Origin of the sequence: Leucobacter chromiireducens (assembly GCF_003917135.1) — a bacterium.
Taxonomy (GTDB): Bacteria; Actinomycetota; Actinomycetes; order Actinomycetales; family Microbacteriaceae; genus Leucobacter; species Leucobacter chromiireducens_A.
Genome location: NZ_RPDI01000021.1, coordinates 14672 through 36601, shown reverse-complemented (window position 1 = coordinate 36601; position 21930 = coordinate 14672). Strand labels below are relative to the sequence as shown.

Annotated in this window: 23 protein-coding genes and 1 tRNA gene; 13 read left to right on the top strand and 11 right to left on the bottom strand. The window is 69.0% G+C overall.

What is annotated here, in order from left to right; translation table 11 throughout:
* The first annotated feature begins 3 nt into the window (after window positions 1-3).
* A complete protein-coding gene (locus EGM46_RS10585) occupies window positions 4-1056 on the top strand; it encodes an alpha/beta hydrolase (RefSeq protein ID WP_125100122.1) in 1053 nt (350 codons plus the stop codon).
* Window positions 1057-1066: 10 nt separating this feature from the next.
* Window positions 1067-1738, top strand: a complete 672-nt coding sequence (locus EGM46_RS15140) for an NUDIX hydrolase (RefSeq protein ID WP_346773390.1) — start codon at window positions 1067-1069, stop codon at window positions 1736-1738.
* 82 nt (window positions 1739-1820) lie between these two features.
* Here EGM46_RS15140 and EGM46_RS10575 read toward each other — a convergent pair whose 3' ends face one another.
* Window positions 1821-2321 carry a DNA/RNA helicase gene (locus EGM46_RS10575; protein WP_125100121.1) on the bottom strand — a complete coding sequence of 167 codons (501 nt, stop codon included), beginning with the start codon at window positions 2319-2321 and terminating at the stop codon, window positions 1821-1823.
* 177 nt (window positions 2322-2498) lie between these two features.
* Between EGM46_RS10575 and EGM46_RS10570 the strand changes: the two genes are divergently transcribed.
* Together EGM46_RS10570 and EGM46_RS10565 are read left to right on the top strand one after the other, a co-directional pair.
* Window positions 2499-3008, top strand: a complete 510-nt coding sequence (locus tag EGM46_RS10570; RefSeq protein WP_125100120.1) for a peptidylprolyl isomerase — start codon at window positions 2499-2501, stop codon at window positions 3006-3008.
* An 8-nt stretch (window positions 3009-3016) separates the two neighbouring features.
* Window positions 3017-3958 carry a rhomboid family intramembrane serine protease gene (locus EGM46_RS10565; protein WP_125100119.1) on the top strand — a complete coding sequence of 314 codons (942 nt, stop codon included), beginning with the start codon at window positions 3017-3019 and terminating at the stop codon, window positions 3956-3958.
* Between the two features lie 374 nt (window positions 3959-4332).
* On the opposite strand, the gene EGM46_RS10555 is transcribed toward EGM46_RS10565, so the two are convergent.
* Complete coding sequence (locus EGM46_RS10555; RefSeq protein ID WP_125100117.1) at window positions 4333-4608, bottom strand: cell division protein CrgA; 276 nt, start codon at window positions 4606-4608, stop codon at window positions 4333-4335.
* Window positions 4609-4667: 59 nt separating this feature from the next.
* Here EGM46_RS10555 and EGM46_RS10550 point away from each other — a divergent pair, with 59 nt between their 5' ends.
* The 3 genes from EGM46_RS10550 to EGM46_RS10545 are packed head-to-tail and all read left to right on the top strand — an operon-like array spanning window position 4668 to window position 6213.
* Window positions 4668-5426, top strand: coding sequence for a class E sortase (locus tag EGM46_RS10550; RefSeq protein ID WP_125100116.1), 759 nt, complete (start codon window positions 4668-4670; stop codon window positions 5424-5426).
* On the top strand, window positions 5426-5584 hold the full coding sequence (locus EGM46_RS14725) for a hypothetical protein (protein WP_164512868.1): 159 nt from the start codon (window positions 5426-5428) through the stop codon (window positions 5582-5584). The genes EGM46_RS10550 and EGM46_RS14725 overlap by 1 nt, the downstream gene beginning before the upstream one ends.
* Window positions 5581-6213, top strand: a complete 633-nt coding sequence (locus tag EGM46_RS10545; RefSeq protein WP_125100115.1) for an anthranilate synthase component II — start codon at window positions 5581-5583, stop codon at window positions 6211-6213. Before EGM46_RS14725 ends, EGM46_RS10545 begins: the two co-directional genes overlap by 4 nt.
* 83 nt (window positions 6214-6296) lie before the next feature.
* On the opposite strand, the gene pknB is transcribed toward EGM46_RS10545, so the two are convergent.
* The 7 genes from pknB to EGM46_RS10510 are packed head-to-tail and all read right to left on the bottom strand — an operon-like array spanning window position 6297 to window position 15554.
* Window positions 6297-8012 (bottom strand): Stk1 family PASTA domain-containing Ser/Thr kinase, encoded by a 1716-nt coding sequence (gene pknB, locus EGM46_RS10540; protein WP_125100114.1) that lies wholly within the window; start codon window positions 8010-8012, stop codon window positions 6297-6299.
* A gap of 57 nt (window positions 8013-8069) precedes the next feature.
* Window positions 8070-9866: a protein kinase domain-containing protein gene (locus tag EGM46_RS10535; protein WP_125100113.1), complete on the bottom strand. Its 1797-nt coding sequence runs from the start codon at window positions 9864-9866 to the stop codon at window positions 8070-8072.
* Window positions 9863-11350, bottom strand: a complete 1488-nt coding sequence (locus tag EGM46_RS10530; protein WP_125100112.1) for a peptidoglycan D,D-transpeptidase FtsI family protein — start codon at window positions 11348-11350, stop codon at window positions 9863-9865. Before EGM46_RS10530 ends, EGM46_RS10535 begins: the two co-directional genes overlap by 4 nt.
* The gene (locus EGM46_RS10525) at window positions 11347-12759 is read right to left on the bottom strand and encodes an FtsW/RodA/SpoVE family cell cycle protein (RefSeq protein ID WP_125100111.1); all 1413 of its coding nucleotides are present in this window, start codon (window positions 12757-12759) and stop codon (window positions 11347-11349) included. The genes EGM46_RS10530 and EGM46_RS10525 overlap by 4 nt, the downstream gene beginning before the upstream one ends.
* Complete coding sequence (locus EGM46_RS10520; RefSeq protein ID WP_125100110.1) at window positions 12752-14020, bottom strand: Stp1/IreP family PP2C-type Ser/Thr phosphatase; 1269 nt, start codon at window positions 14018-14020, stop codon at window positions 12752-12754. The genes EGM46_RS10525 and EGM46_RS10520 overlap by 8 nt, the downstream gene beginning before the upstream one ends.
* 2 nt (window positions 14021-14022) lie before the next feature.
* Window positions 14023-14640 carry an FHA domain-containing protein FhaB/FipA gene (locus tag EGM46_RS10515; protein ID WP_125100109.1) on the bottom strand — a complete coding sequence of 206 codons (618 nt, stop codon included), beginning with the start codon at window positions 14638-14640 and terminating at the stop codon, window positions 14023-14025.
* Window positions 14637-15554 carry a DUF3662 and FHA domain-containing protein gene (locus tag EGM46_RS10510; RefSeq protein ID WP_125100108.1) on the bottom strand — a complete coding sequence of 306 codons (918 nt, stop codon included), beginning with the start codon at window positions 15552-15554 and terminating at the stop codon, window positions 14637-14639. The genes EGM46_RS10515 and EGM46_RS10510 overlap by 4 nt, the downstream gene beginning before the upstream one ends.
* A gap of 139 nt (window positions 15555-15693) precedes the next feature.
* Here EGM46_RS10510 and EGM46_RS10505 point away from each other — a divergent pair.
* A tRNA-Leu gene (locus tag EGM46_RS10505) sits at window positions 15694-15777 on the top strand.
* A gap of 177 nt (window positions 15778-15954) precedes the next feature.
* Here EGM46_RS10505 and EGM46_RS10500 read toward each other — a convergent pair.
* Window positions 15955-16617, bottom strand: a complete 663-nt coding sequence (locus EGM46_RS10500; RefSeq protein WP_125100107.1) for a fasciclin domain-containing protein — start codon at window positions 16615-16617, stop codon at window positions 15955-15957.
* Between the two features lie 178 nt (window positions 16618-16795).
* Here EGM46_RS10500 and EGM46_RS10495 point away from each other — a divergent pair, with 178 nt between their 5' ends.
* From EGM46_RS10495 to EGM46_RS10475, 5 genes are all read left to right on the top strand, one after another.
* Window positions 16796-18514, top strand: a complete 1719-nt coding sequence (locus EGM46_RS10495) for a cytochrome c biogenesis protein DipZ (protein ID WP_125100106.1) — start codon at window positions 16796-16798, stop codon at window positions 18512-18514.
* A gap of 49 nt (window positions 18515-18563) precedes the next feature.
* The gene (locus tag EGM46_RS10490; RefSeq protein WP_241156292.1) at window positions 18564-19163 is read left to right on the top strand and encodes a sigma-70 family RNA polymerase sigma factor; all 600 of its coding nucleotides are present in this window, start codon (window positions 18564-18566) and stop codon (window positions 19161-19163) included.
* A complete protein-coding gene (locus EGM46_RS10485) occupies window positions 19160-19957 on the top strand; it encodes an anti-sigma factor (protein WP_125100105.1) in 798 nt (265 codons plus the stop codon). Before EGM46_RS10490 ends, EGM46_RS10485 begins: the two co-directional genes overlap by 4 nt.
* 122 nt (window positions 19958-20079) lie before the next feature.
* Window positions 20080-20694: a hypothetical protein gene (locus tag EGM46_RS10480; RefSeq protein WP_125100104.1), complete on the top strand. Its 615-nt coding sequence runs from the start codon at window positions 20080-20082 to the stop codon at window positions 20692-20694.
* 93 nt (window positions 20695-20787) lie between these two features.
* Window positions 20788-21075, top strand: coding sequence for a hypothetical protein (locus EGM46_RS10475; RefSeq protein WP_125100103.1), 288 nt, complete (start codon window positions 20788-20790; stop codon window positions 21073-21075).
* A 55-nt stretch (window positions 21076-21130) separates the two neighbouring features.
* On the opposite strand, the gene EGM46_RS10470 is transcribed toward EGM46_RS10475, so the two are convergent.
* Entirely contained in the window at window positions 21131-21805 is a 675-nt protein-coding gene (locus EGM46_RS10470) for a FadR/GntR family transcriptional regulator (RefSeq protein WP_125100102.1), read from the bottom strand.
* Window positions 21806-21930 lie beyond the last annotated feature (125 nt).

The following is a 21930-nucleotide window of genomic DNA, read 5'->3' as shown; positions in this document are numbered from 1 at the left end:
AGCATGGTGGAGTGGCGCGGGGATGTGCTCGGGGCGGGATTCTCCTGCACCGACCTTGAGCTGGGGGCGGACGACGAGGGACCGCTCGTCGCCACCCTCGTGCGCTCCCTCCCCGCGCCGCGCACGCTCTGGGACCGCCTGCGCGGCCGCGTCCCGCTCCTCGACGGTGTCGACGTGCTCTACGTGCACGGGTGGTCCGACTACTTCTTCCAGACGGAGCTCGCCAGGTTCTGGACGAGCCGCGGCGCGCGCTTCTACGCCCTCGACCTCCGCAAGTACGGGCGGAGCCTCCGACCGGGGCAAACACCCGGGTACATCGAACACCTCGAGGACTACGACGCGGAGATCGACCAGGCGGTCGCGTGCATTGCCGAGGGGCAGCCCGGCCGCGAACTGGTACTCCTCGGGCACTCAACCGGAGGGCTGGTGCTCAGCCTGTGGGCCGCCCGTCACCCGGACGCCGCGGCCGCGCTCGTGCTCAACAGCCCCTGGCTCGAGTTCCAGCTGGCCACCGCAGGCCGGCAGGCCATCGCGCCGCTCGTGAGCCTCAGCGCACGGATGACCCCCAAGGAGCTCGCGCCGCAGATCGACGCCGGGTACTACATGCGCGCGCAGCGCGAGGTGGGGCCTGCCGACGAGCTCGCGCGGCTCAACCCGGAGTGGCGGCCCGAGCGCAGCCACTCGATGTCCGCCGGGTGGCTGCGCGCGATCCTCGCCGGCCACGACCGGGTGAGTCGCGGCCTCGCGATCCCGATCCCGATCGAGGTGCTCCTGTCCGCCCGCTCGATCGCGCCGCTGCGGTGGAGCGAGGAGCTGACGCACGCGGACACGGTGCTCGACGTCGAAGCGGTCGCGCGCGCGGCACTGCGGCTCGGGCCAACGGTCACGCTCGATCGCGTCACTGGCGGCCTGCACGACCTCTTCCTCTCCGCTCCCGAACCGCGCGCGGATACGTACGCCAGGCTCGAGCGCTGGCTCGTCGGGTGGCGCGCGCAGACCGCAGCCCGGACCGGCACTGCGGAGCGCCACTGGGGCGCTTTCGGCGCGACAGGCTAGGCTCGGTCCCATGGATCTTCGAGTGGCCGCCTACGCGGTGGTAGAGCGGCGCGGGAAGATTCTGCTCACCCACTGGCGCCGCGGCCACCTCCACGGATGGACGCTGCCGGGTGGCGGCCTCGAAGCCGGGGAGGATCCGCGCGACGCCGTGGTCCGCGAGGTGCTCGAGGAAACCGGGCTCGAAGCGAAGGTCGGCAAGCTGCTCGGCGTCGATTCGCGCGTGATGGTGCGCGAAGAGGTGCCCGAGGGCACCGATCCCGAACTGCACACGATCCGGATCGTGTACCGTGCGACCGTCAAGGACGGGCCGCTGCAGTACGAGGTCGATGGCTCCTCCGACGAGGCACGGTGGGTGCCGATCCGCGAGCTCGGGAAGCTCCGCACGCTGTCGCTCGTGCAGACCGCGCTGCGCATGGCCGGCATCGGCCGCCGTCCAGCGAACGGCGCGGGGAAAGCCGGGTCGAAGTCGGGCAAGCCGACGCAGGCGAAGTCGGGCCAGGCGAAGCCGGCGCAGGGAAAAGCCGGCCAGGGCAAGCCCGCGCAACGCAAGAGCGGTGGCGGCAGGTCCGCGCAGGGCCGCGGCGGTCGCGGCCGGGGTGGCCAGAGTGGCCAGGGCGGGCAGAGCGGTCAGAGTGGTCAGCAGGGCGCGGCTGACGCGCCGGCACGCTCCCCGCAGCAGTAGCCCGGATACGCGTCAGGTGCCGGATCGGCGAACCGATCACGACACCTGACATGTGCGCGTGGCAGCGCGGTGCGCGGAACCGCTAGTGCTCGGGAGCCACCCAGAGCTCGTCATCGGTGCGGAAGGCCTGCCACAGCGCATAGCCAACGCCGACGGCGGCGGCGACGCCAAGCCCGAGCGCGACGAAACCACCGACGCGGCGCTTCTTCTTCTGCGGCGCGAGGTAGCCGGCGCGCTCGCCGAAGCCGCGCACCTGTGCCGCCGCCTCGCCATTGTCCAGCTGGTCGAGCGTGCGGATGGTGCGCGCGAGCGCGTTCGCGACGATCGGGGTCGTGACGCGTCGCACATTGTCGGCGGCGCGGCGTGCCGATGCCACGCCACGGTCGACGGTGGGCCGCGCAGCTTCGATCGCGCCGTCGATGCGTGGCACGAGGTGCTCGTCGCTGAGCAGCTTGGCCTGCTGGCCGGCCTGGGAGAGCACGTCTCCGGCGTGGCTGAGTACGACGCGCTGCTGGTCAAGCAGCTCCTGCGCGTCGCCCCGCAGGCTGCGCAGTTCGCGGCGGCGCTTGCGTGAGAGTTTCATTACGGTCCTCCTAGCTTGGCGAGGCGGGAAGCAAGGGTGCTCGCTGTCTCCACGCTACACCGATCCCCGTGTTGACCGCCGCCCTGGTGCACCAGCACCCGGGATTCTCAGCTACACCTCACAGGAACACCGGGGTGCACTCAGTTCCTGGTGGGAGGCCCGCCTACACTAGTGCCTATGACCATTCACACTGCGGTAGCGACCATCCACACGAACCACGGCGACATCGTCGTCAACCTCTTCGGCGACCACGCCCCAAAGACCGTCAAGAACTTCGTCGACCTGGCGGAGAAGGGCTTCTACGACGGCGTGATCTTCCACCGCATCATCCGCGACTTCATGATCCAGGGCGGCGACCCCACGGGTACCGGCACCGGCGGCCCCGGCTACACCTTCGATGACGAGATCCACCCCGAGCTCGTCTTCGATCGCAAGTACCAGCTCGCCATGGCGAACGCCGGCAAGCGCCCGGACATGACCGGCCGTCTCGCCGGGACGAACGGCTCGCAGTTCTTCATCACCACCACGGCTCCCGATTGGCTGACCGGCAAGCACACCATCTTCGGTGAGGTCGCCGACGAGGCATCGCAGGCCGTCGTTGAGGCGATCGGCGGCGTGCAGACCGGTGCGATGGATCGCCCCGTCGAGGACGTCGTGATCACCGGCGTCGACATCGTCGCGGCCTAAGGCACGACGTGGCGAGCAACGGTTCGGGGCCTGCGTACGGCGAGCGCGTCCAGTACGGGCCTGACGACGTCTGCTATCGCCACCCGAGCGTGCACAGCTTCACGCTGTGCCAGCGCTGCGGCCGCACCATCTGCCCAGACTGCCAGGTGGTGTCGGCCGTTGGCGTGCTGTGCCGGGACTGTGTGAAGCAGACCCAGCCGAGCACCGCGAAGCGGGCCGCCCGGGCGTCGCGCGTGACGGGTCGGCGAATCCTGGGGTCTGATACCCCGGTGACGTACGGCATCATGATCGCGTGCGCGGTGGTGTTCGTGCTGCAGCTGATCAGCCACTACTTCGGCGCGGACGAGGTGACGCGCACGCTCTGGTACGCGCCTCTCTACTCGCTGCCAGACGCAGTCCTGCCGATGGGCATGCACTTCGAGCCGTGGCGCATGTTCACGGCGATGTTCACGCACTCGACCGGGTTCCTCTTCCACATCCTGTTCAACATGTACGCGCTGTGGCTGTTTGGCCGCAATCTCGAGCAGACGATCGGACGCGGAGCGTACCTGACGCTGTATCTCTTCGCCGGCGTTGGCGGCTCGCTCGGCGTGATGTTCTGGGCGTACCTCTCGCCCGAGACGATCAACATCCCGACCGTTGGCGCGTCCGGCGCGATCTTCGGCGTGCTCGCGGCGACGCTTGTGGCGTACCGCGCCGCCCGCGTGAACGTGACGTCGCTCGCGGTGCTGCTCGCGATCAACTTCGGGATCGGGCTCATCCCGGGTGCTGCGATCTCGTGGCAGGCGCACCTCGGCGGCATGATCGTCGGTGCGGCAACCATGGGCGTGCTGCTGGCCACTCGCGGCCCGCGGCGGAGGCAGGCCCGCATCTGGGGGCTGGTCGCCCTCGGAGTGGTGCTGGCGGCGCTGTCCTGCGCCTACTTGGTGGTGCTCCCGGCGATCTTCTAGGAGCTGGCGGCTCGCAGCCCCGGCCCTTTGCCCCCGGCCGCCCCCACCGGCGCCGCTCACCCCAGACCCGGACCAGACTCGAACTGAGTGAGGGTGTGATCCGGTTTCGCCGCTCTAGAGCGGATCAGAATCTCACTAAGTGTGGGGTGCTGGAGGGAGTGTGCGGGGTGGGGTCTGGGGTGAGCGGCGCCGGTGCGGGCGAGTCGGATCTCAGCCAGATGCACCTCAGGCCCGGATTCCGCAGCGGAATCCGGGCCTGAAGTGTGTGTGCAGTACCCGCGAAGCGAGTTATCCACAGGTTTCTCCCCAAGCTGGGGAGGAATTACACCGATGTGATTAATGACACTAATGTGTCATTCGATCAGCGTGGGCGGCTACTTCCACCACGGCGTCATGAGGAAGCCAACGAGCACGAGCCCGAAGCCTACGAAGATGTTGCCCTGGCCCAGCGCGGGGATGGGGAGCTGCAGATTGCCGCTGGTGATGTAGAACAGCACGATCCACACGAGCCCGAGCAGCATGAAGCCGAACATCACGGGCTTGAACCACACCGGGTTCGGAGCGTCCTTCCGCGCGGAGGCACGCTCCGCACGTTCGCGGTCGAGCTCACCCGACGCGCGCTTGCTTACATTCTTGCCAGCTGCTGCCATAACACCGATTCTAGCCCGATCCCGTGTGCGTCTCAGGTGTGCAACCTAGAATGTTGTTCATGACGGAGACCCCACGCGCGCGCGGCCGACGCCGCAGGGCACGGCTCAGCCCCCTGACTGTGATCGGGGAGCTGCTGCTGGTTGCCGGCCTTGGGGTACTCGGATACATCGTGTGGCAGCCCTGGCACACCGGACTGACGGTCACCGCGAAGCAGGAACAGCTCTCCGCCGCCGACTCGGAGAACTGGCGCGCCAACGCGAAGCCGCTGCAGACCGAGGGCGTACCGGTGCCGGCGAAGCCGGAGGCCGCCGAGGTATTCGCCGTGCTGCACGCGCCGGCGTTCGGCACGAGCTACGCGAACCGAATCGGCGAGACCACCGATTGGTGGACCGTGCTGAACCTCGACGAGAAGGGGATCGGCCACTACGAGACCACGCAACTGCCTGGCGAGCCGGGCAACTTCGCGCTCGCCGGGCACCGCTCCGGCCCGCTCATCAACTCGTTCCGAGAGGTCATGAACCTGCGGGTGGGCGATCCGCTCTTCATCGAGACCGCTGACGGCTGGTACACGTACCGCTTCCGCGATATCGAGTACGTGCTGCCGAACGAGACCGATGTGCTGAACCCGTTCCCGCGTCTCGACGGCGTGCCAGGGACGGATCAGATCATGACACTCACGACCTGCCACCCGAAGTGGGCCGGCAGCGATGAGCGCGCGATCGCGTACTCGGTGTTCGAGGGCTTCCAGGCGCACGCCGACGGCCCGCCAGCGGAACTGCTGGAACTCAACCCGGCACTGAAGGGAGCTGCGAGCTGATGTTCTCGATCCTGTGGCGATTCTTTCCCGGCCCGGCGTGGCTGCGCGTCATCGTGCTGATCCTTGCGCTCGCCGCGCTCGTCTACGCCCTCATCGCGTACGTGTACCCCTGGGTCGCGCTGCAGCTCCCCGAGCAGGAAGTGACGGTTGGCACATGACCAACATCTTGGTGATCGACAACTACGACAGCTTCGTGTACACCCTGAACGGGTACCTGCAGCAGCTCGGCGCCACCACCCGCGTGGTGCGCAACGACGACCTCACCCCAGGCGAGCTCGAGCAGCTCGTCGCCGACTACGACGGGGTGCTGATCTCGCCAGGGCCCGGGACCCCTGCCGATGCTGGGGTGTCGATCGCGATGGTCGGCATCGCGCTCCGCACGGGCGTTCCCCTGCTCGGGGTCTGCCTCGGCCACCAGGCCATCGCGGAGGCGCTCGGCGCCACCGTGACGCACGCGGAGGAACTGATGCACGGAAAGGTGTCGCGCGTGCGGCACCACGAGGATCACTTCTTCGCCGGGGTCCCCGCGGAGTTTGACGCGACCAGGTACCACTCGCTCGCGGTCGTGCGCGACACGATGCCGGAGGTGCTCACGATCACCGCGGAGACCGCGGGCGGCGTCATCATGGCGCTTCGCCACCGGGAGCTCCCCATCTACGGCGTGCAGTATCACCCGGAGTCCGTGCTCACCGAGGGCGGGTACCAGCAGCTCGGCAACTGGCTTGCGGTGACGGGCCTCGCGAACGCCGCGGAGATCGCGCGCTCGCTCTCACCACTCATGCGCTGACCGCGATCACGCACTGATCCCGCTCACGCACTGAGGGCCGGCACCCAATCCGGGTGCCGGCCCTCAGCGCATGCCCAGGAGACCTAGCCCGTGCAGTACTTCAGCTCGAGGGCTGCGCCCTGCGGCTGCTGGCCGGCGATCGACTGCTCGAAGATCGGGTAGCCCGGCTGCGTCGGGCAGCTGTTGATCGGCGTCTGGGTGACGCTCAACCCGAGCCCATCGATCTGTGAGCTCGCCACGTCGAGCGGCTGCCCCTGCACCTCGGGGATGAGCACCTTGCCGCTCGCGACCTTGAGGTCGACGCTCGCACCAGATGCGATCTTCGCCCCGGGCTCCGGGGACACCCCGAGCACGCGGTTCTCCGACTCCACCGGGTCGTCGACCGAGGTCACGACGCCGACGGTGAGCCCGAGATCCTCGATGGCCTTCGTGTAGTCGCTGAGGGACATACGCGCGAACTCGGGCACCTCGGCGTCCTCGGGGCCGGTCGAGACGTAGAGCGTGATGGTCTCGCCGGTGGCGACCATCGTGCCAGCCTCGGGGTCGCTGGAGATGACGTTGCCGGCGGCGATCTCGTCGTTGGTCTGCTCGACCGTGTTCGCGATCAGGTCTTCGTCTTCAAGCAGCTTGATCGCCTCGGCGCGCTCCATGTCGACGAGCACGGGGATCTCGCGTGACGCGTCCGGCAGGAACTGCTTGGGCGCAAGCGTGACGAGCCAGAACACGACGGCGACGATCACCGCACCGACGGTGAGGATCGCTGCCCACGTCCACATCACGGGTGGCCGGCTCTGCGTGCGTGCCGCGCCGCCGCCCTCGGCGAGCTGCCGCAGCGCCAGATCCGACTCCGAGACCTCCTCGCCGCCGGAGAACAGCACAGCTTCCTGCTGCTGCACGTCGAGGTTCGGCATCGTCCCGCTCGCCGCGAGGCGCAGGGCCTCACGGAACTCGGAGGCCGACTGGAAACGCTTCGCGCGATCCTTCGCGAGACCGTAGAGCACCACGCGGTCGAGCGCCGGGGTGATCTCGGGATCCTGCTCGCTCGGTGGCTTCGGCCGCTCGCTCACATGCTGGTAGGCAACGGCAACGGCGCTGTCCCCGCGGAACGGCACGTCGCCCGTGAGGAGTTCGTACAGCAGCACAGCGGTCGAGTAAAGGTCGGTTCGCGCGTCGATCGCCTCGCCCTTGGCCTGCTCGGGCGAGAAGTACGCGGCGGTGCCGAGGATCGCGGTGGTCTGCTGCAGCGTCGACGAGGTCTCGGACACCGCACGCGCGATCCCGAAGTCCATGACCTTCACCTGACCGCTCTTCGTGATCATGATGTTCGCCGGCTTGATGTCGCGGTGCACGATGCCGGCGCGGTGCGAGTACTCCAGCGCGGTGAGCACGGAGTCGACGATGCGGCACGCCTCGGCCTGCGAGAGCTTGTGCTCCGCAGCGAGCTGGCGCAGGTTCGTTCCCTCGACGTACTCCATGACGATGAACGGCAGGCGCTTCGGGCCATCGGCGGTGTGGATCAGATCGTCGCCCGCGTCGAACACGCGCACCACGGTGGGGTGGGCCATGCGGGACGCCGACTGCGCCTCCTGCCGGAAGCGCGCGCGGAACTGGTCGTCGCTCGACAGCTCGGCCTTCATCACCTTGATGGCAACCTGACGGCCGAGCTTCGTGTCGGTTCCCCGGTACACCGTGGCCATGCCACCCTGCCCGACGAACTCCCCGATCGCGTAGCGTCCGGCGAGGATACGCTGCTCGCCGTTCTCTGCCGTGTCGGGCATGGTCACCTCTTCCGTGCTCATGGGAATGCCTCCAAGTTTATCGGGAAGCGGGCGCCGTCCCCGGCGCCCGCGCGCGTGCTAGTTGCCCGATTCCTCGTCTTCCGGATCCGGGCTGGTGGTCGGCGGGGTCGTTGGCGGTGTGGTCGGCTTCGGCGGTGCCTTCACGGTGATGGTCACCGGCTCGGACTTCGCCGACTCGCGCGTCACCGAGGAGCCGTTGCCGCAGGTGACCGAGTAGGTCACGGTGATCTGGCCGTCGCTCGCTCCAGCATCCAGGGTGTTCGCGGTGATCGCCACGTTCGGTGACTGCGCCGAGCCCGGGCCGGAGCCGTCGCCCGAGATCTGCACGTTGTATGCCTGGAGCGTGAGCCCGGTGGGGCAGCTCGCGACGCCCCAGCTCACATTGGTCACCGCGCCGGAGTCGACGGTCGCGGGGCTCGCGGTCGGTGCGCTCGGCGCGCTCACGTCGCCGAACGCCACGTTGAACGTGAGCGTGATCGCCTGATCGAAGGGCACCTTGTCGCCGACCGGGTTGACGTCGGTGACGTTGTTCACCTGGTCGTCAGGGGCCTGATTGCCCGGTGCGGTGCGCACGTTCGTGAAGCCCTGGCCCTCAAGGAACGCCTTCGCCTCGTCGACCTTCATGCCGATGAGCTGCCCCTCGTCGACGACGCCCGTGGTCTCGGGTGCCGGCGTGGTCGGCTTCTTCGACGTCGTGCTCGTCGTCTTCGACGTCGTCTCCTTCGGCTCGCCAGCGCCGCCGTTCATGATCGCGAAGACCGTGCCGGCGCCGATCAGCAGCAGGAGCGCGATCAGCGTGATGAGCGGCCACGTCCACGGGCTCTTCTTCTTTTTCTTCGGCTCGCCGGTCTCGGGATCGAGGTCCTCGCCGTCGGCCGCGAGCGCCGCGGTCGCTGCGGTCTGGCCGGGCAGCGCCGTGGTGCGCGGCAGCGCGGTCGTTGCCGCGTCCATCACCGTGGTCTGGCCATCGAGCACCGTGGTGGCCGGCGCGGTCTCGCCGAGCACCTGCGGCACGTAGCTCGCCGCGAGGCCAACGTCGCCGCGGTGCAGCGCGGTCGCGGCCTGCGCGAGCTTCGCGGCGGTCTCGGGGCGGCCGGCCGCGTCCTTCGCGAGGCACGCGTACACGAGGTTGCGCACGGGCTCCGGCACGTCGGCGGGCAGGTCCGGCGGGGTGTCGTTGATCTGCGCCATCGCGATGGCGACCTGCGACTCGCCGGTGAACGGGCGCTTGCCCGCGAGGCACTCGTAGGCGACAACGCCCAGCGAGTAGATGTCGGTCGCGGCGGTCGCGGTGTGGCCGCTCGCCTGCTCGGGCGCGAGGTACTGGACGGTGCCCATCACCTGGCCCGTCGCGGTCAGCGGCACCTGGTCGGCGATGCGCGCGATCCCGAAGTCGGTGATCTTGACGCGGCCCTCCGGCGTGATGAGGAGGTTGCCCGGCTTGATGTCGCGGTGCACGAGACCGGCGTCGTGCGCGGCCTGCAGCGAGGTGGCGGTCTGCGCGACGATCCCGAGCACGCGGTTGGGCGGCAGGCGGCCCTCGCGGTCGATGATCGCGGAGAGCGGCTCACCGGGCACGAGCTCCATCACGATGTACGCGGAGCCCTGCTCCTCGCCGTAATCGAAGACGTTCGCGATGCCCTCGTGGTTCACGAGCGCGGCGTGGCGCGCCTCGGCGCGGAACCGCTCGAGGAACCCGGGGTCCCCCATGTACTCGTCCTTGAGGATCTTGATCGCAACGGTGCGCCCGATGATGCTGTCGGTGGCGTTCCACACCTCGCCCATGCCGCCGACGGCGATCCGCGAGCTCAGCTCGTAGCGTCCGCCGAATGTGATCCCTGCAGCTGGTCTCATTCGCTCAACACCGCTTCCATAACTCGTTTTCCGACGGCCGTCGGGAGGTCGTACGAGCCCCCCTCGTAACCGTATGCTTCTCCGCCGCCGTCTTCGACCACAACCGCGACGGCAACCTTCGGGTCTTCCACCGGCGCGAAGCCCGTGTACCACAGCGTAAAGGGAAGTGCATTCCCCTCGGCGGTGGTGCCGTTCTCCGCGGTGCCCGTTTTTCCGGCAACACGCACTCCAGGGATCCCTGATTGGCGCGCGAGCCCCTCCTGCGAGGAGACGCCCTTCTCCATCATCCCAGCAACCGCGCTCGCCGTCTTCTCCGAGATCGGCTTGGCGAACTCTTCCGGCGTCACCTGCGTTGCGACGCGCAGGTCCGGGGTGATGACCTGGTCGACGAGCGTTGGCTTCATCACCGTCCCGCCGTTGGCGATGCCGGCGGAGACCATGGCCATCTGCAGCGGCGTCGCGCGCACGTCGAGCTGGCCGATCGAGGAGAGCGCGGTCTGCGCCTGATCCTCAGGCGTTGGCGACAGGCTCGGCGTCACCGTGAGCGGCACGCTGAGTTCCTGTTCAAATCCGAACGCGCGCGCCATCTCAGGCACCGTGTCCGGGTCCATCTTCATCGCGAGCTCCGCGATCGGGATGTTGCAGGAGAGCACGATCGCCTGCTCGAGCGTGGCCTTGGAGCCCGTGCCACAGGTGGTGCGCGACGCGTTCTGCATCACGTTGCTCGACTGGGGCAGCGGCAGTTCGGCGGGGTTCGCGAACTCCGTGCTCGGGCTCGCCTCACCGTTCTCGATCGCTGCGGCCGCGACGAGCAGCTTGTACACCGAGCCGGGGTGGTAGAGATCCCCGGCGATGGCGCGGTTCTGGAGCGGCTGGCCCGGATCCTTGTCGAGCTGCGAGTAGTTCGCGATGATCTCGGCGTCGCTGTTGGAAGACAGCAGATTGGGATCGAAGCTCGGCGTCGACACGAGCGCGAGGATGCGCCCGGTCTTCGGCTCGATCGCCACGACGGCGCCCTCGAAGCCCTCCTCGGACATCGCCTCGGCGGCCGCGGCCTGCACCTTCGGGTCGATCGTGGTCTGCACGGAGCTGCCCTGCGGGGCGACCCCGTTGATCGTGTTCATGATGCGCGTGAAGAACAGCGAGTCGCCGCTGCCCGAGAGCTCCTGGTTCATCGCCGACTCGAGGCCGGTGATGCCCTGCGAGTGCGAGAAATAGCCCGTGATCGGCGCGTAGAGTGCGCCGTCGGAGTACTGCCGCAGGAAGCGGTATGTGTCGCTCGTCGGGGTCGAGTACGCGACCGGCTCGCCATCGACGAGGATCGAGCCGCGCTCCACCTTGTAGCCGTTCTTCACGGTGCGCATGTTCAGTTCGTTGGCGCGCAGCTCATCGGCGTTCACGAACTGGATCATCGTGACGGAGAAGAACAGCGCGAGGAACATGATGAACACGGTGCGCGTGAGGGACTTCAGCTGCTTGTTCATGCGCGGATCACCAACTTCGGCCGATTGCGGACAGAGTTCGAGAGCAGGATCAGCAGTGCGATGATGATCCAGTTCGAGACCAGTGATGAGCCGCCGGCCGCGAGGAACGGTGCCGTGAGGCCGGTGAGCGGGATCAGGCGGGTGACGCCACCGACCACGATGAAGACCTGCAGCGCGAGCGTGAACGCGAGGCCGGATGCGAGCAGCTTCCCGAAGTCGTCCTGGCCGGCGAAGCCGATGCGCAGGCCGCGGCCAACGAGCAGCAGGTACGCGGCGAGGATCACGAACAACCCGATCAGGCCGAGCTCCTCACCGAGGCTCGGGATGATGTAGTCGCTCTGAGCGAGCGGCGTGTCCGTCGGGTAGCCCTGGCCGAGGCCGGTGCCGGTCATGCCGCCGTTCGCCATGCCGAAGAGGCCCTGCACCATCTGGTGGCTCGCGTTGAAGGGGTCGGCGAACGGGTCGAGCCAGTTCACGAAGCGGCGGTTCACGTACTCGAGCGTTTGGCTCGCGGTGATTCCGCCGACGAGGAAGAGACCCACCCCGAGGATGATCCACCCGACTCTGCCGGTCGCGAGGTACAGCATGGAGAGGAACAGGCCGAAGTAGAGCAGTGAGGTGCCGAGGTCGCGCTGGAACACCAGCACGATCATCGCTGCGAGCCAGAACACGAGGAGTGGGCCGAGGTCGCGGCCGCGCGGGAAGCGGATGCCGAGCACCTTCTTGCCGACCATCGCGAGGGAGTCGCGGTTGCGCACGAGATACCCGGCGAAGAAGATCGCGAGCAGGATCTTCGCGATCTCGCCCGGCTGGAATGAGAAGCTGTCGCCGATGCGGATCCAGACGCGCGCGCCGTTGATGGTCGCGCCGATCCCGGGCAGCATGGGCAGGAGCAGCAGGATCACCGCGCCGAGACCCATCAGGTACGTGTAGCGGAACAGCACCATGTGGTTGCGGATCACCGCGAGCACCACGATCGCTGCCACGACGGCGACCGTCGACCAGACGAGCTGGCGCATCGCGTCCGAGCTCCAGCCGCTCAGGTCTTTGGCCAGGTCAAGCCGGTAGATCATCGCAACGCCGACGACGTTGAGCATCGCCGCGATGGGCATGATGAGCGGGTCTGCGTCTGGCGCGATCTTGCGGATCGTGAAGTGCAGCGCGAAGAGCGCGGCGACGAACAGCGCGCCGGCAGGCAGCAGCGTGGTGGTGACGGTGCCCTGCACGGTGAGGTCGACGATGATCACGGCGGCAACGCCGACCGCGATCGCGAAGATCAGGAGGGAGAGCTCCAGGCCGAGGAGCAGGCGCGGCGCGCGCAGCGCGGTGATGCGCTGCAGCACGGTCTCGCTGGTGCGCGTCTTCTCGAACGTGCGTGGCTCACCGGCCGGCGATGCGGACTCAGTCATCGTGCACCCCCAAGCGCAGCACGATGTCTCGCGCCTCCTCGATGGAGCCGGCCGGGAGCGTGCGCTCCACCTGCCGCAGCTCGAGCCCGTCGAGTTTCGAAACGGGGATCTCGGTGTCCTCGGCGACGGAGTGCAGGGAAATCGAGCCGATGTTCTGCTGCACGCCCTGATAGATGATCACGGTCTGGCCGTCGGTGCCGACGAAGTAGCGCGTCTGCGTCCACTGGTAGCCGACGGTCAGCACGCCAGCGATCCCGAGCACGATGCAGAGCCCGCCGAGCGCCCACAGGATCCTGCGGCGCCGGTTGCGGCGGCGCGTCTCCGCGATGAGCTCGGCGAGGTACTCGTCGACGCGCGGCTCGAAGTGGCTCTCGGCCACGACCGGGGGCTTGCGCACGGGGCGTCGGCTGAGGATCCGGGTGCGCGCCGTGGAGACCGTGCCGTCGCGCGGTGCGGGCGCCGTCGCGGCGGAGCCGGCGAAGCGGCGGTTCGGCTTCGGGAACTCGAGCGTGTCCGCCGGGTCGCGATCCGGCTCCTCGACGGTCTCGATGAGCACCACGGTGACGTTGTCGGGGGCGCCGTGCGCGAGGCTCTTGTCGATCAGGCCATCGACGGCGCCCTGGAGCGAGCTGCGGCGGCGCAGGATCTTCTCGATGTCGGTGTCCTCGACGTAGCCGCAGAGGCCGTCGGAGCAGAGCAGCCAGACGTCGCCGGGCTCGGTGTCGAGCACCTGGGTGTCCACCTGCGGGGAGGAGTCGACGTCGCCGAGCACGCGCATCAGCACGGAGCGGCGCGGGTGCGTCTTCGCCTCCTCCTCGGTGATCTTGCCGCTGTCGACGAGGCGCTGCACGAAGGTGTGATCCTTCGTGATCTGACGCAGCTCGTTGTTGCGCAGCAGGTACAGTCGCGAGTCGCCGATGTGCGCGAGCGCCAGCTGCGATCCGACCGTGAGGAAGCCGGTGAACGTGGTGCCCATGCCGGCGAGCTCCGGCCGATCCTGCACGGTTGCGCGCAGCTTCGCGTTCGTCTCGAGCACCGCGGTGCGCAGCGTGTTCGTCGCAGCCTCCGGGCTGCCGAGCGGCGGCTGATCGAACTCGGCCATCTCCTTCGCGGCGATCGCGGAGGCGACGTCGCCGCCCGCGTGCCCGCCCATGCCGTCGGCGACGAGGTAGAGGTGGTCGCCGGCGAAGCCGGAGTCCTGGTTGTTCGACCGCACCATGCCCACGTGGGAGCCGATGGCGCTCTGATACGCGATGGTCACGCTCAGGGCCTCAGCTCAAAGGTGGTCGTGCCGATGGTCACTGGCGTGTACGGGGGCACTGGGACCGGCTTCGTGACGCGCACGCCGCCGAGCTTGGTGCCGTTCGTCGAGTCGAGGTCGGTGAGAATCCACTGCTCGCCCGAGCGGACGAGGCGCGCGTGGTAGGTCGAGGTGTACTCGTCGACGATCACGAGCGTCGAGTCGCCGCTGCGGCCGATGGTGACGGTGTCCTCGTCGAGCTGGATCGTGGTGCCGGTCGCGACGCCCGAGGTGATCGCAAGCGTTCCGGGTGCGCTGCCCTGGCCGAAGCCGGGCGCCGCCGGAGCGGTGCCAGCCGTGGGAAGGGCGCCCCCCGTCGGGGTGATCGCGGGGCCCGAGTGCGGGGCTGGCGACGGCGCCGGTGATGGTGCCGCTGCTGCTGGTGATGGTGCCGCGGCTGCGGCTGCGGCGATCACGGGAGACCCGCCGCCTCCGTTCCCGCTTCCCGCGGCGTCGCCGCGCATGCGGCGCACCGGGGCGCCGAAGAGGTCACTGCGCAGCGCGTACACGATCGCGAAGATGAACAGCCACAGCAGCAGCAGGAAACCGATCCGCAGGATCAGGAGCGTCAGCTCACTCATAGGCCTCTCCAGAAGTCTTCGTCGACGCCGGGTGCCTCGCCGTCCACCGCGCGCTTGGCGCGTGGTGCCTGCGGCGGGTTGCCCTGCCGCGTGCGCGGCGGGAAGTTCCCGGGGTCTGCTGCCGGGGGCACCTGGGCCGCCGGCGGTGTGGAAGCGCGGGGCGCTGCGGACTCGCGCGGCGTCGACTCCGGCGCGTTGAACGGCACCGTGTGGCTCGCCGCCTCGGGCGCGTGCCGCTGCGCGGCCCGATCCTGCGCTGGGACGAGCTGGAAGGTCAGCGCGGTCTGCCCGATCGTGAACGTGATGCCGGGCTGCAGCGCCGCTTCGCGGAAGCGCTGCCCGTTGATCTTCGAGCCGTTCGTTGACCCGAGATCGCGCGCGATGCCCGCCGCGCCGTCCCAGATGATTTCGAGGTGCTTGCGCGACGCCGCGGTGTCGGTGATGCGGATCCCGCAGTCCGAGCCGCGCCCCACGGTGGTGGTGCCGCGCGGGAGCTCGTGCCGCTGCCCGTCGACGTCGATGGCGGCGACCCAGTTCACGGAGCCCTCCACCTGCGTCGCCGTGATTTCGAGCACACCGGTGGTGAGCGAGTCGTCGGACTGCAGCTCGATGTACGGCTCGCTCATGAGCTGGTAGTTCTGGCGGCGCGCGTGCTTCAGCACCACGCCGACGAGCTCCTGCTGCAGCGCGGAGCCCATCCCGAGGAGGCGATCGGCGTCCTTCGGCGCGAGGCGCACAATGAAACGGTTCGGTGCCAGAATGCGGTCGCGATCGACGACCACCGCCCCGATGTCCAGCTCGCGTTTGAGCGCCGAAGCGATCTCAACCGGCTGCACACCTGAGCGGAAGGTGCGGGCGAATGCGCCGTTGACGGCACGCTCCAGCCCGCGCTCTACGCTGTCAAGAATGCCCACGTGTCGGTGTCGCCCTTTCGCTTGGCACCGCCGGTCGACGGTGTCGGTCGTTCCTCAGTTTAGCCCGCTTTGGTGAGAAGCGGCTCGGCCTGCTAAGGTAGTGGAGTTGCCTGAACGGAAACGGTCAGGATGACAACTCGCGCGAGTGGCGGAATTGGCAGACGCGCTGGCTTCAGGTGCCAGTGCCCGCAAGGGCGTGGGGGTTCAAGTCCCCCCTCGCGCACGAGGGCTCATGAACGAAATCATGGGCCAGTGATTCACGAAATCGGTGGAGGCCCCGGATCCTTGAAGGATTCGGGGCCTTTCTCGTTTCGCGGGCGCAAGGTCCCGGTCAGGTCGGAGGAACGGCAACGGCCGCCCGAGGATCGCTCCCCGGGCGGCCGTCCGCGCGATGTGCTCGTTACTCGGCCGGCGGCATCAGCACGCTGTCGAGGAGGTACACGGTGGCGTTGGCGGTCTGCACGCCGCCGCAGATGACCTTCGAGTCGTTGACCATGATCGAGTCACCCGAACCGGTGACCGTCAGGTCCTGACCCTCGACGGTCGTGTGGGTGCCGTCGATATCCGCGGGCTCGATCTGGCCGGGCACCACGTGGTAGGTCAGGATCTTCGTGAGCAGATCCTTGTCGGTCTTGAGCGTGTCGATCGTCGCGGCGTCGATCTTGCCGAACGCGTCATCGACCGGCGCGAAGACGGTGAACTCGCTGCCGTTCAGGGTGTCGACGAGGTTCACGTCAGGGTTGAGCGCGCCGCTGACCGCGGAGACGAGCGTGGTCAGCATGGGATTGTTCGATGCGGCGACCGCGACCGGGTCCTGCGACATGCCCTGGATCGACCCGGCGCCGTCCGGTACCTGCTCGGCGTAGGCGGCGCAGCCGGAGCCGACGAGGTTGGCGGCGGGATCGGCGGTCTTCGTGTCCATCGACTCCGTGCTCGACTCGCTCTGCGACTCGGCCTTCTTCGGCTCGTCAGTGGAGTCCGAGCTCATGGAGCAACCCGTCAGGGTCGCACCGAGCAGCACGAGTGCGGCCGCCGTGCCCATCGTCTTCTTCTTCGTGAACATGGTTCCTCCTTGGATTGCTGTCCGCGAACTCCGCGGCTCATGAGGGTGTTCGGAGCCGCCGGGCAACCGGATGGGAAGTTTTTCGATTTCTTTTCGATCCGGGTGCTGCGGGCGCCCGAGGAATCGCTCCCATCCGAATCGGCACCGGCTCCGAATACCCGGTGACAGAGGAGTGGACATGGACGTAGTGATCATCGGGCTGCTGGGCGGGCTCATCACGGGAATCTCGCCGTGCATCCTGCCGGTGCTGCCCGTCATCTTTCTCACCGCGGGCGCGAAGCCGGCCGAGCGGGGCAAGCTGCCCGAGGTGATCCCCGCGAAGCGGAGCCGGCCGTACTGGATCATCGCGGGCCTCGTGCTCAGCTTCTCGGTGGTCACGCTGCTCGGCTCCGTGTTGCTCGGCCTGCTCTCGATCCCGCAGGACGCGATCCGGTGGGCCGGTGTCATCGTGCTGCTGGCGATCGGTGTCGGCATGTTGTTCCCCGGCTTCGAGCAGCTGCTCGAGAAGCCCTTCCAGCGGCTGCCGCGGCGAGCGGTCGGCGAGGGCGGCAACGGCTTCGGGGTCGGGCTGGCGCTCGGCACGGTGTTCGTGCCGTGCGCGGGGCCGGTGCTGGCCGCGATCATCGTCGCGGGCGCGACGGGGCGGATCGGAATCGAGACGGTGCTCCTCACGGTCTCGTTCGCGATCGGTGTCGCCCTGCCGCTCCTGGTCTTCGCGCTCGCGGGCCGCGGCGTCGCCCGGCGGCTCCAGGGGTTCCGCAAGCGCGAGCGGATCATCCGGATCACCGGCGGCATCGCGATGATCGCGCTGGCCGTCGGCCTGGCCTTCAACGTGCCGCAGGCCCTCCAGCGCCTGCTGCCCGACTACACCGCGGGCCTGCAGGAGAATCTCGCGCAGAGCGAGGCCGGCGAGCGCGCCCTCGGACTCGGCGGTCTCGTCACCGATGAGAACCGGGATCTCGACAAGTGCGCGAATCATGCGCCCGAGCTCGCCTCCTGCGGCACCGCGCCGGCGCTCAAGGGCATCGACGGCTGGCTCAACACTCCGGATGGCGCGGGCATCGAACTCGAGCAGCTGCGTGGCAAGGTCGTGCTCATCGACTTTTGGGCGTACTCGTGCATCAATTGCCAGCGCTCGATTCCCCACGTGGTCGCCTGGGATCGCGCCTATCGGGACGCCGGGCTCGAGGTGATCGGCGTGCACTCGCCCGAGTACGCGTTCGAGAAGGAGCGCGCGAACGTCGAGGCTGGCGCGAAGGACTTCGGCATCACCTACCCGGTGGCGCTCGACAACTCGCTCGCGACCTGGACGAACTACCGCAACCGCTACTGGCCCGCCCACTACCTGATCGACGCTTCGGGCACCGTGCGGCACATCTCGTTCGGCGAGGGCGACTACGCCACGACGGAGCGCATGATCCGCGAACTGCTGCGCGATGCCGACGGCTCGGTGGAGCTGCCGCAGAAGACCGACACCGCCGACACGACGCCCGAGCTCGGGAGCACCACGCCCGAAACCTTCCTCGGCTCGTCGAAGGATCTCAACTTCGCGGGTCCGGGCGAGTACCGGGCGGGCGAGGGGGAGTACGCCTTCCCGGCGAAGCAGGACCCCGACACCTTCGCCCTCGACGGTTCCTGGCAGATCGAGACCCAGTTCGCGACCCCCGCCGACGGCACCGGAACGGTGCGACTGGACTACCGGGCCAGCGAGGTGCGCGCGGTGCTCGCCGGCAGCGGCACCGTCCGAGTGGCCGGCGACGGCGACGAGGCCCGGACGATCGAGGTCGGCGGCACCCCGAAGTCCTACCGGCTCGTGCGGACAGCCGATCCCGACACGGGCCGGCTCGAGCTCACCGTCCCATCAGGGGTGCAGCTCTACTCCTTCACCTTCGGGTGATCCGAGAAAACGCGACGAGCGCAGCGCACGAAGCGGAGGTGAATGCGGCATGCTGGGGGAGATGGTCATCGACGGGGTGGAGATTCCCGCGGACGGCGAACGCGCCGATCCTGCGGATGAGGCGCTGTCGCGCGCCGCGGGCGGGGATCAGCGCGCGTTCGCGGAGCTCTACGACCTGCTGTCCGCACGCGTCTTCGGTCTCATCCTGCGCATCGTCGTCGATCGCTCCCAGAGCGAGGAGGTGCTGCAGGAGGTGTTCCTCGAAGCCTGGCAGGCCGCCGGCAGCTTCGACGCCGACCGCGGGCGGGCGCGGAGCTGGCTCCTGACCATCGCGCACCGGCGATCGGTCGACCGCGTGCGGTCCGCGCAGTCGTCGAAGCAGCGCGACCTCGCCGCCGGCGCGCGCGAGCTCGCGGCGGTGCGGCCCGGCGTGGACGAGGAGGTGGAGCTGCTCGTCGACGGGGGACGTGCCGTGCAGTGCCTGAACGAGATCCCGGAGCCGCAACGACGGGCGCTCGTGCTGGCCTACTTCGGGGGATACAGCCAGCGCGAGATCGCGGTGCTGCTCGACACCCCGCTCGGCACGATCAAGACCCGCATCAGAGACGGCCTGACCAAACTCAAGAGCGCATTGGAGGAGACGCGATGAACGAGCAGGAATTCCGCGAACTCTCCGCGGCCCGGGCGCTGCACGCCCTGTCGCCCGAGGAGGAGCAGCGCTTCTCGCACGCGCTCAGCACCCACCCGGCCTGGCGCACCATCGTGGACGAGGATCGCGAGACCGCCGCCGCAATCGGCGCCGCGGCGCCCGAGGTCGCGCCGCCCGCCGCCGCACGGGCGTCCATTCTCGAGCTGATTGCGCGCTCGCCGCAGTTCGTCGCGTCCGAGGCGGACGACCCCGAGGCCGGATCGCCGCCGCTCGCGGAGCCGGCGCAGGAGCTCGACCCGGAGCCAGCGTCGGAGTCCGATCCGGAGCCCCGGCGCACCTGGCGGAGCGCGAAGTGGTTCGCGCTGGCCGCGTCGATCGCCGTGCTGCTCACGGTATCGCTCGCGATGCCGTGGACGACGATCCTCGCGCCGCAGGACCCGGTCGCGCTCGCACTGCAGCGCATCGAGCAGGCCGCGGACGCCGACACGGCGACCGCGCCGCTGCCGGGCGGCGGTGAGGGCACGCTGCACTGGTCGGACGCGGAGGCGGAGGCCGTGCTCGTCACCGACGGGCTGGCGTCCGCACCCGAGGGCCGCGACTACGAGCTGTGGATCGTGCGCGGTGACGCGCCCACCTCGCTCGGGGTCGTGCGCGCCGGGACGGGCGGGGCCTCGATGACGATCGCGACCGGCTTCGAACCGGGCGACGCGCTCGCCGTGACCGTCGAGGCCGAGGGCGGATCGCCGTCGGGCGCTCCGACGACCGACCCGATCCTCGTCCTCGCGACCACCTGAGCGACCGCCGCGCGGGCTCGCCCTGGCCTTGCCACCCCCATCCAGAAGTGGCAAATCGACCCTTCAGGCGCCTGAAGGGTCACTTTGCCACTTCTGGATGGGGGGTCGGGGAGGGGGCAGAAATGGTCGTACGCGATCGGAATGCCGCGGTTTCCGGGCGCCGCGTGGTGCGCAACACCGGCACCGGGCAGGCGGTGACCTCACGCAGTTCAGCCCAGGGCAGCGCGCAGCCGGTGGACGAGCTGCTGCAGTTGCTGTGGGACGAACTGACGAAGCGCACCGCCCCGGAGCTCGACGGGCTCAACCTACGCGAGGTCGCCTACGGGCTCGTGGCATCGATCCCGCGCCGCACGGAAACGGAATGGGACGACCTCATCGGGCCGTTCACCACGACGGCGTCGCTGGTGCGCCGGCTCGGCGTCTCGAAGCAGGCCCTGCACAAGGCGCGCACCGCGCACCGGCTGCTGGCCACCCCGACGGGCGACCGGACGATCCTGTACCCGATGTTCCAGTTCGGGATCGGGCCTGAGCCCACCATGCTGCCTCACCTTCCCGTGATCATGGAGACGCTCGCCGAAGCGGGGATGAATGCCTGGTCGATCGCTCTCTGGCTGAACACTCCGCGACCAGAGCTCGGCGAGGAGGTTCCGCATCAGCTGCTGCGCGGTGCCCCCGAGCGGGTCGATCAGGTCCGCGCTCTGGCCGCAGCAGACGCGCAGCGGCGGATGGCGGCGTGAGCGAGCGTCCCGGTCAGGAGGCCCCGCGCGACGACCTGAACCTCGACGGGTTCCCGACGGTGGAGCTCGCGGCTCGGCACGCAGGTGGGGCGAGTGATCTCCCTGCAGGATGCCGACAGCCTCAGTGTCTCCGAAATTTCGGGCGTCACCGGCACGTTCGCGGACGTCAGCAACTCGGAGGCTGGGTTTGTCGGGATCAACTCCGAGCTGACGACCATGAGCCCGTACGATGTGCCACAGGCATGGGCGGTGTTCGGGCAGGCTGGCCCCGCGGCGGTCGAGGTGGTGCGCACCTGGACCGGCCGAGACGCGTGCGCGGACGTCGGCATTCGGGTGGCCCCGCCCATCCCGCACACCACCGCCGGGCTCACCATCGAGTAGGCGTTCCGCCTGCGCCGCCTCGTCCACGAAGCGGGCTGGCTCGCCCAGCCGGAAGCTACCCGGCCAGCGCCTCAGCGACCTGCGCGATGTGGTGAGCGACCGCCGCGCGCGCGGCCTCGGGGGAGCCCGAAGCGATGGCGTCGATGATGCGCTCGTGCTCCTCGTCGGATGCGCTCTGCCTGGCCTTCGTGATGTTCAGGAACTCGGACTGTGGGTCGAGCGCCTGTCGCATGGAGATGACCATTGCGACGAGCACCGGGTTGCCGCTCGCCTCGGCGATCGCGCGGTGGAACTGGCCGTCGAGCCGCACCCAGGCGCGGAGGTCGGTCGTCTGCCGCATGCGCGCGACGTACCCACGGAGGCCAGCGAGCTGCTCCTCGGTGTGCCGCTCGGCCGCGTATCCCGCCGCGGGGATCTCGATGTGCGGCCTCGCCTCGATGAGGTCTTCGGCGGAGTAGCCACCGAAAGTGAGCTGGGGGTGCTCGGTCTTTGAGCGCACAAACGTGCCGCTCCCGCTCCGGGTCTCGATGAGGCCGAGCGTGGCGCACGCGCCGAGCGCTTCGCGGAGGATGGCGCGGCTCACGCCGAAGGTCTTGGCGAGCTGGATCTCACCGGGGAGCCGGTCGCCGATCTCGATCTCGTCGCTCGCGATCAGTGCGAGGAGCGCCTGAAATGCGGCCTCTGCAGCGGTTCGTCGCTGCAGCGGAGCCTGCGGCACTGGCTCGGGCACGGCACACCTCTGTTCCTCTTGATCGCGACCATCCTATTCCGAATCGGGCGGGGATTGGCGTGTTGCGGGATCCCGATCAATCACTTAAGCTGTCCGACAGCTGGACAGGTATGCCGACGGGCGGC

Coding starts and splice junctions, on each gene's coding strand:
- EGM46_RS10585 (WP_125100122.1), top strand. CDS start 4: ATGGTGGAGTGGCGCGGGGATGTGCTCGGGGCGGGATTCTCCTGCACC.
- EGM46_RS15140 (WP_346773390.1), top strand. CDS start 1,067: ATGGATCTTCGAGTGGCCGCCTACGCGGTGGTAGAGCGGCGCGGGAAG.
- EGM46_RS10575 (WP_125100121.1), bottom strand. CDS start 2,321: ATGAAACTCTCACGCAAGCGCCGCCGCGAACTGCGCAGCCTGCGGGGC.
- EGM46_RS10570 (WP_125100120.1), top strand. CDS start 2,499: ATGACCATTCACACTGCGGTAGCGACCATCCACACGAACCACGGCGAC.
- EGM46_RS10555 (WP_125100117.1), bottom strand. CDS start 4,608: ATGGCAGCAGCTGGCAAGAATGTAAGCAAGCGCGCGTCGGGTGAGCTC.
- EGM46_RS10550 (WP_125100116.1), top strand. CDS start 4,668: ATGACGGAGACCCCACGCGCGCGCGGCCGACGCCGCAGGGCACGGCTC.
- EGM46_RS14725 (WP_164512868.1), top strand. CDS start 5,426: ATGTTCTCGATCCTGTGGCGATTCTTTCCCGGCCCGGCGTGGCTGCGC.
- EGM46_RS10545 (WP_125100115.1), top strand. CDS start 5,581: ATGACCAACATCTTGGTGATCGACAACTACGACAGCTTCGTGTACACC.
- pknB (WP_125100114.1), bottom strand. CDS start 8,012: ATGAGCACGGAAGAGGTGACCATGCCCGACACGGCAGAGAACGGCGAG.
- EGM46_RS10535 (WP_125100113.1), bottom strand. CDS start 9,866: ATGAGACCAGCTGCAGGGATCACATTCGGCGGACGCTACGAGCTGAGC.
- EGM46_RS10530 (WP_125100112.1), bottom strand. CDS start 11,350: ATGAACAAGCAGCTGAAGTCCCTCACGCGCACCGTGTTCATCATGTTC.
- EGM46_RS10525 (WP_125100111.1), bottom strand. CDS start 12,759: ATGACTGAGTCCGCATCGCCGGCCGGTGAGCCACGCACGTTCGAGAAG.
- EGM46_RS10515 (WP_125100109.1), bottom strand. CDS start 14,640: ATGAGTGAGCTGACGCTCCTGATCCTGCGGATCGGTTTCCTGCTGCTG.
- EGM46_RS10500 (WP_125100107.1), bottom strand. CDS start 16,617: ATGTTCACGAAGAAGAAGACGATGGGCACGGCGGCCGCACTCGTGCTG.
- EGM46_RS10495 (WP_125100106.1), top strand. CDS start 16,796: ATGGACGTAGTGATCATCGGGCTGCTGGGCGGGCTCATCACGGGAATC.
- EGM46_RS10490 (WP_241156292.1), top strand. CDS start 18,564: ATGCTGGGGGAGATGGTCATCGACGGGGTGGAGATTCCCGCGGACGGC.
- EGM46_RS10485 (WP_125100105.1), top strand. CDS start 19,160: ATGAACGAGCAGGAATTCCGCGAACTCTCCGCGGCCCGGGCGCTGCAC.
- EGM46_RS10480 (WP_125100104.1), top strand. CDS start 20,080: ATGGTCGTACGCGATCGGAATGCCGCGGTTTCCGGGCGCCGCGTGGTG.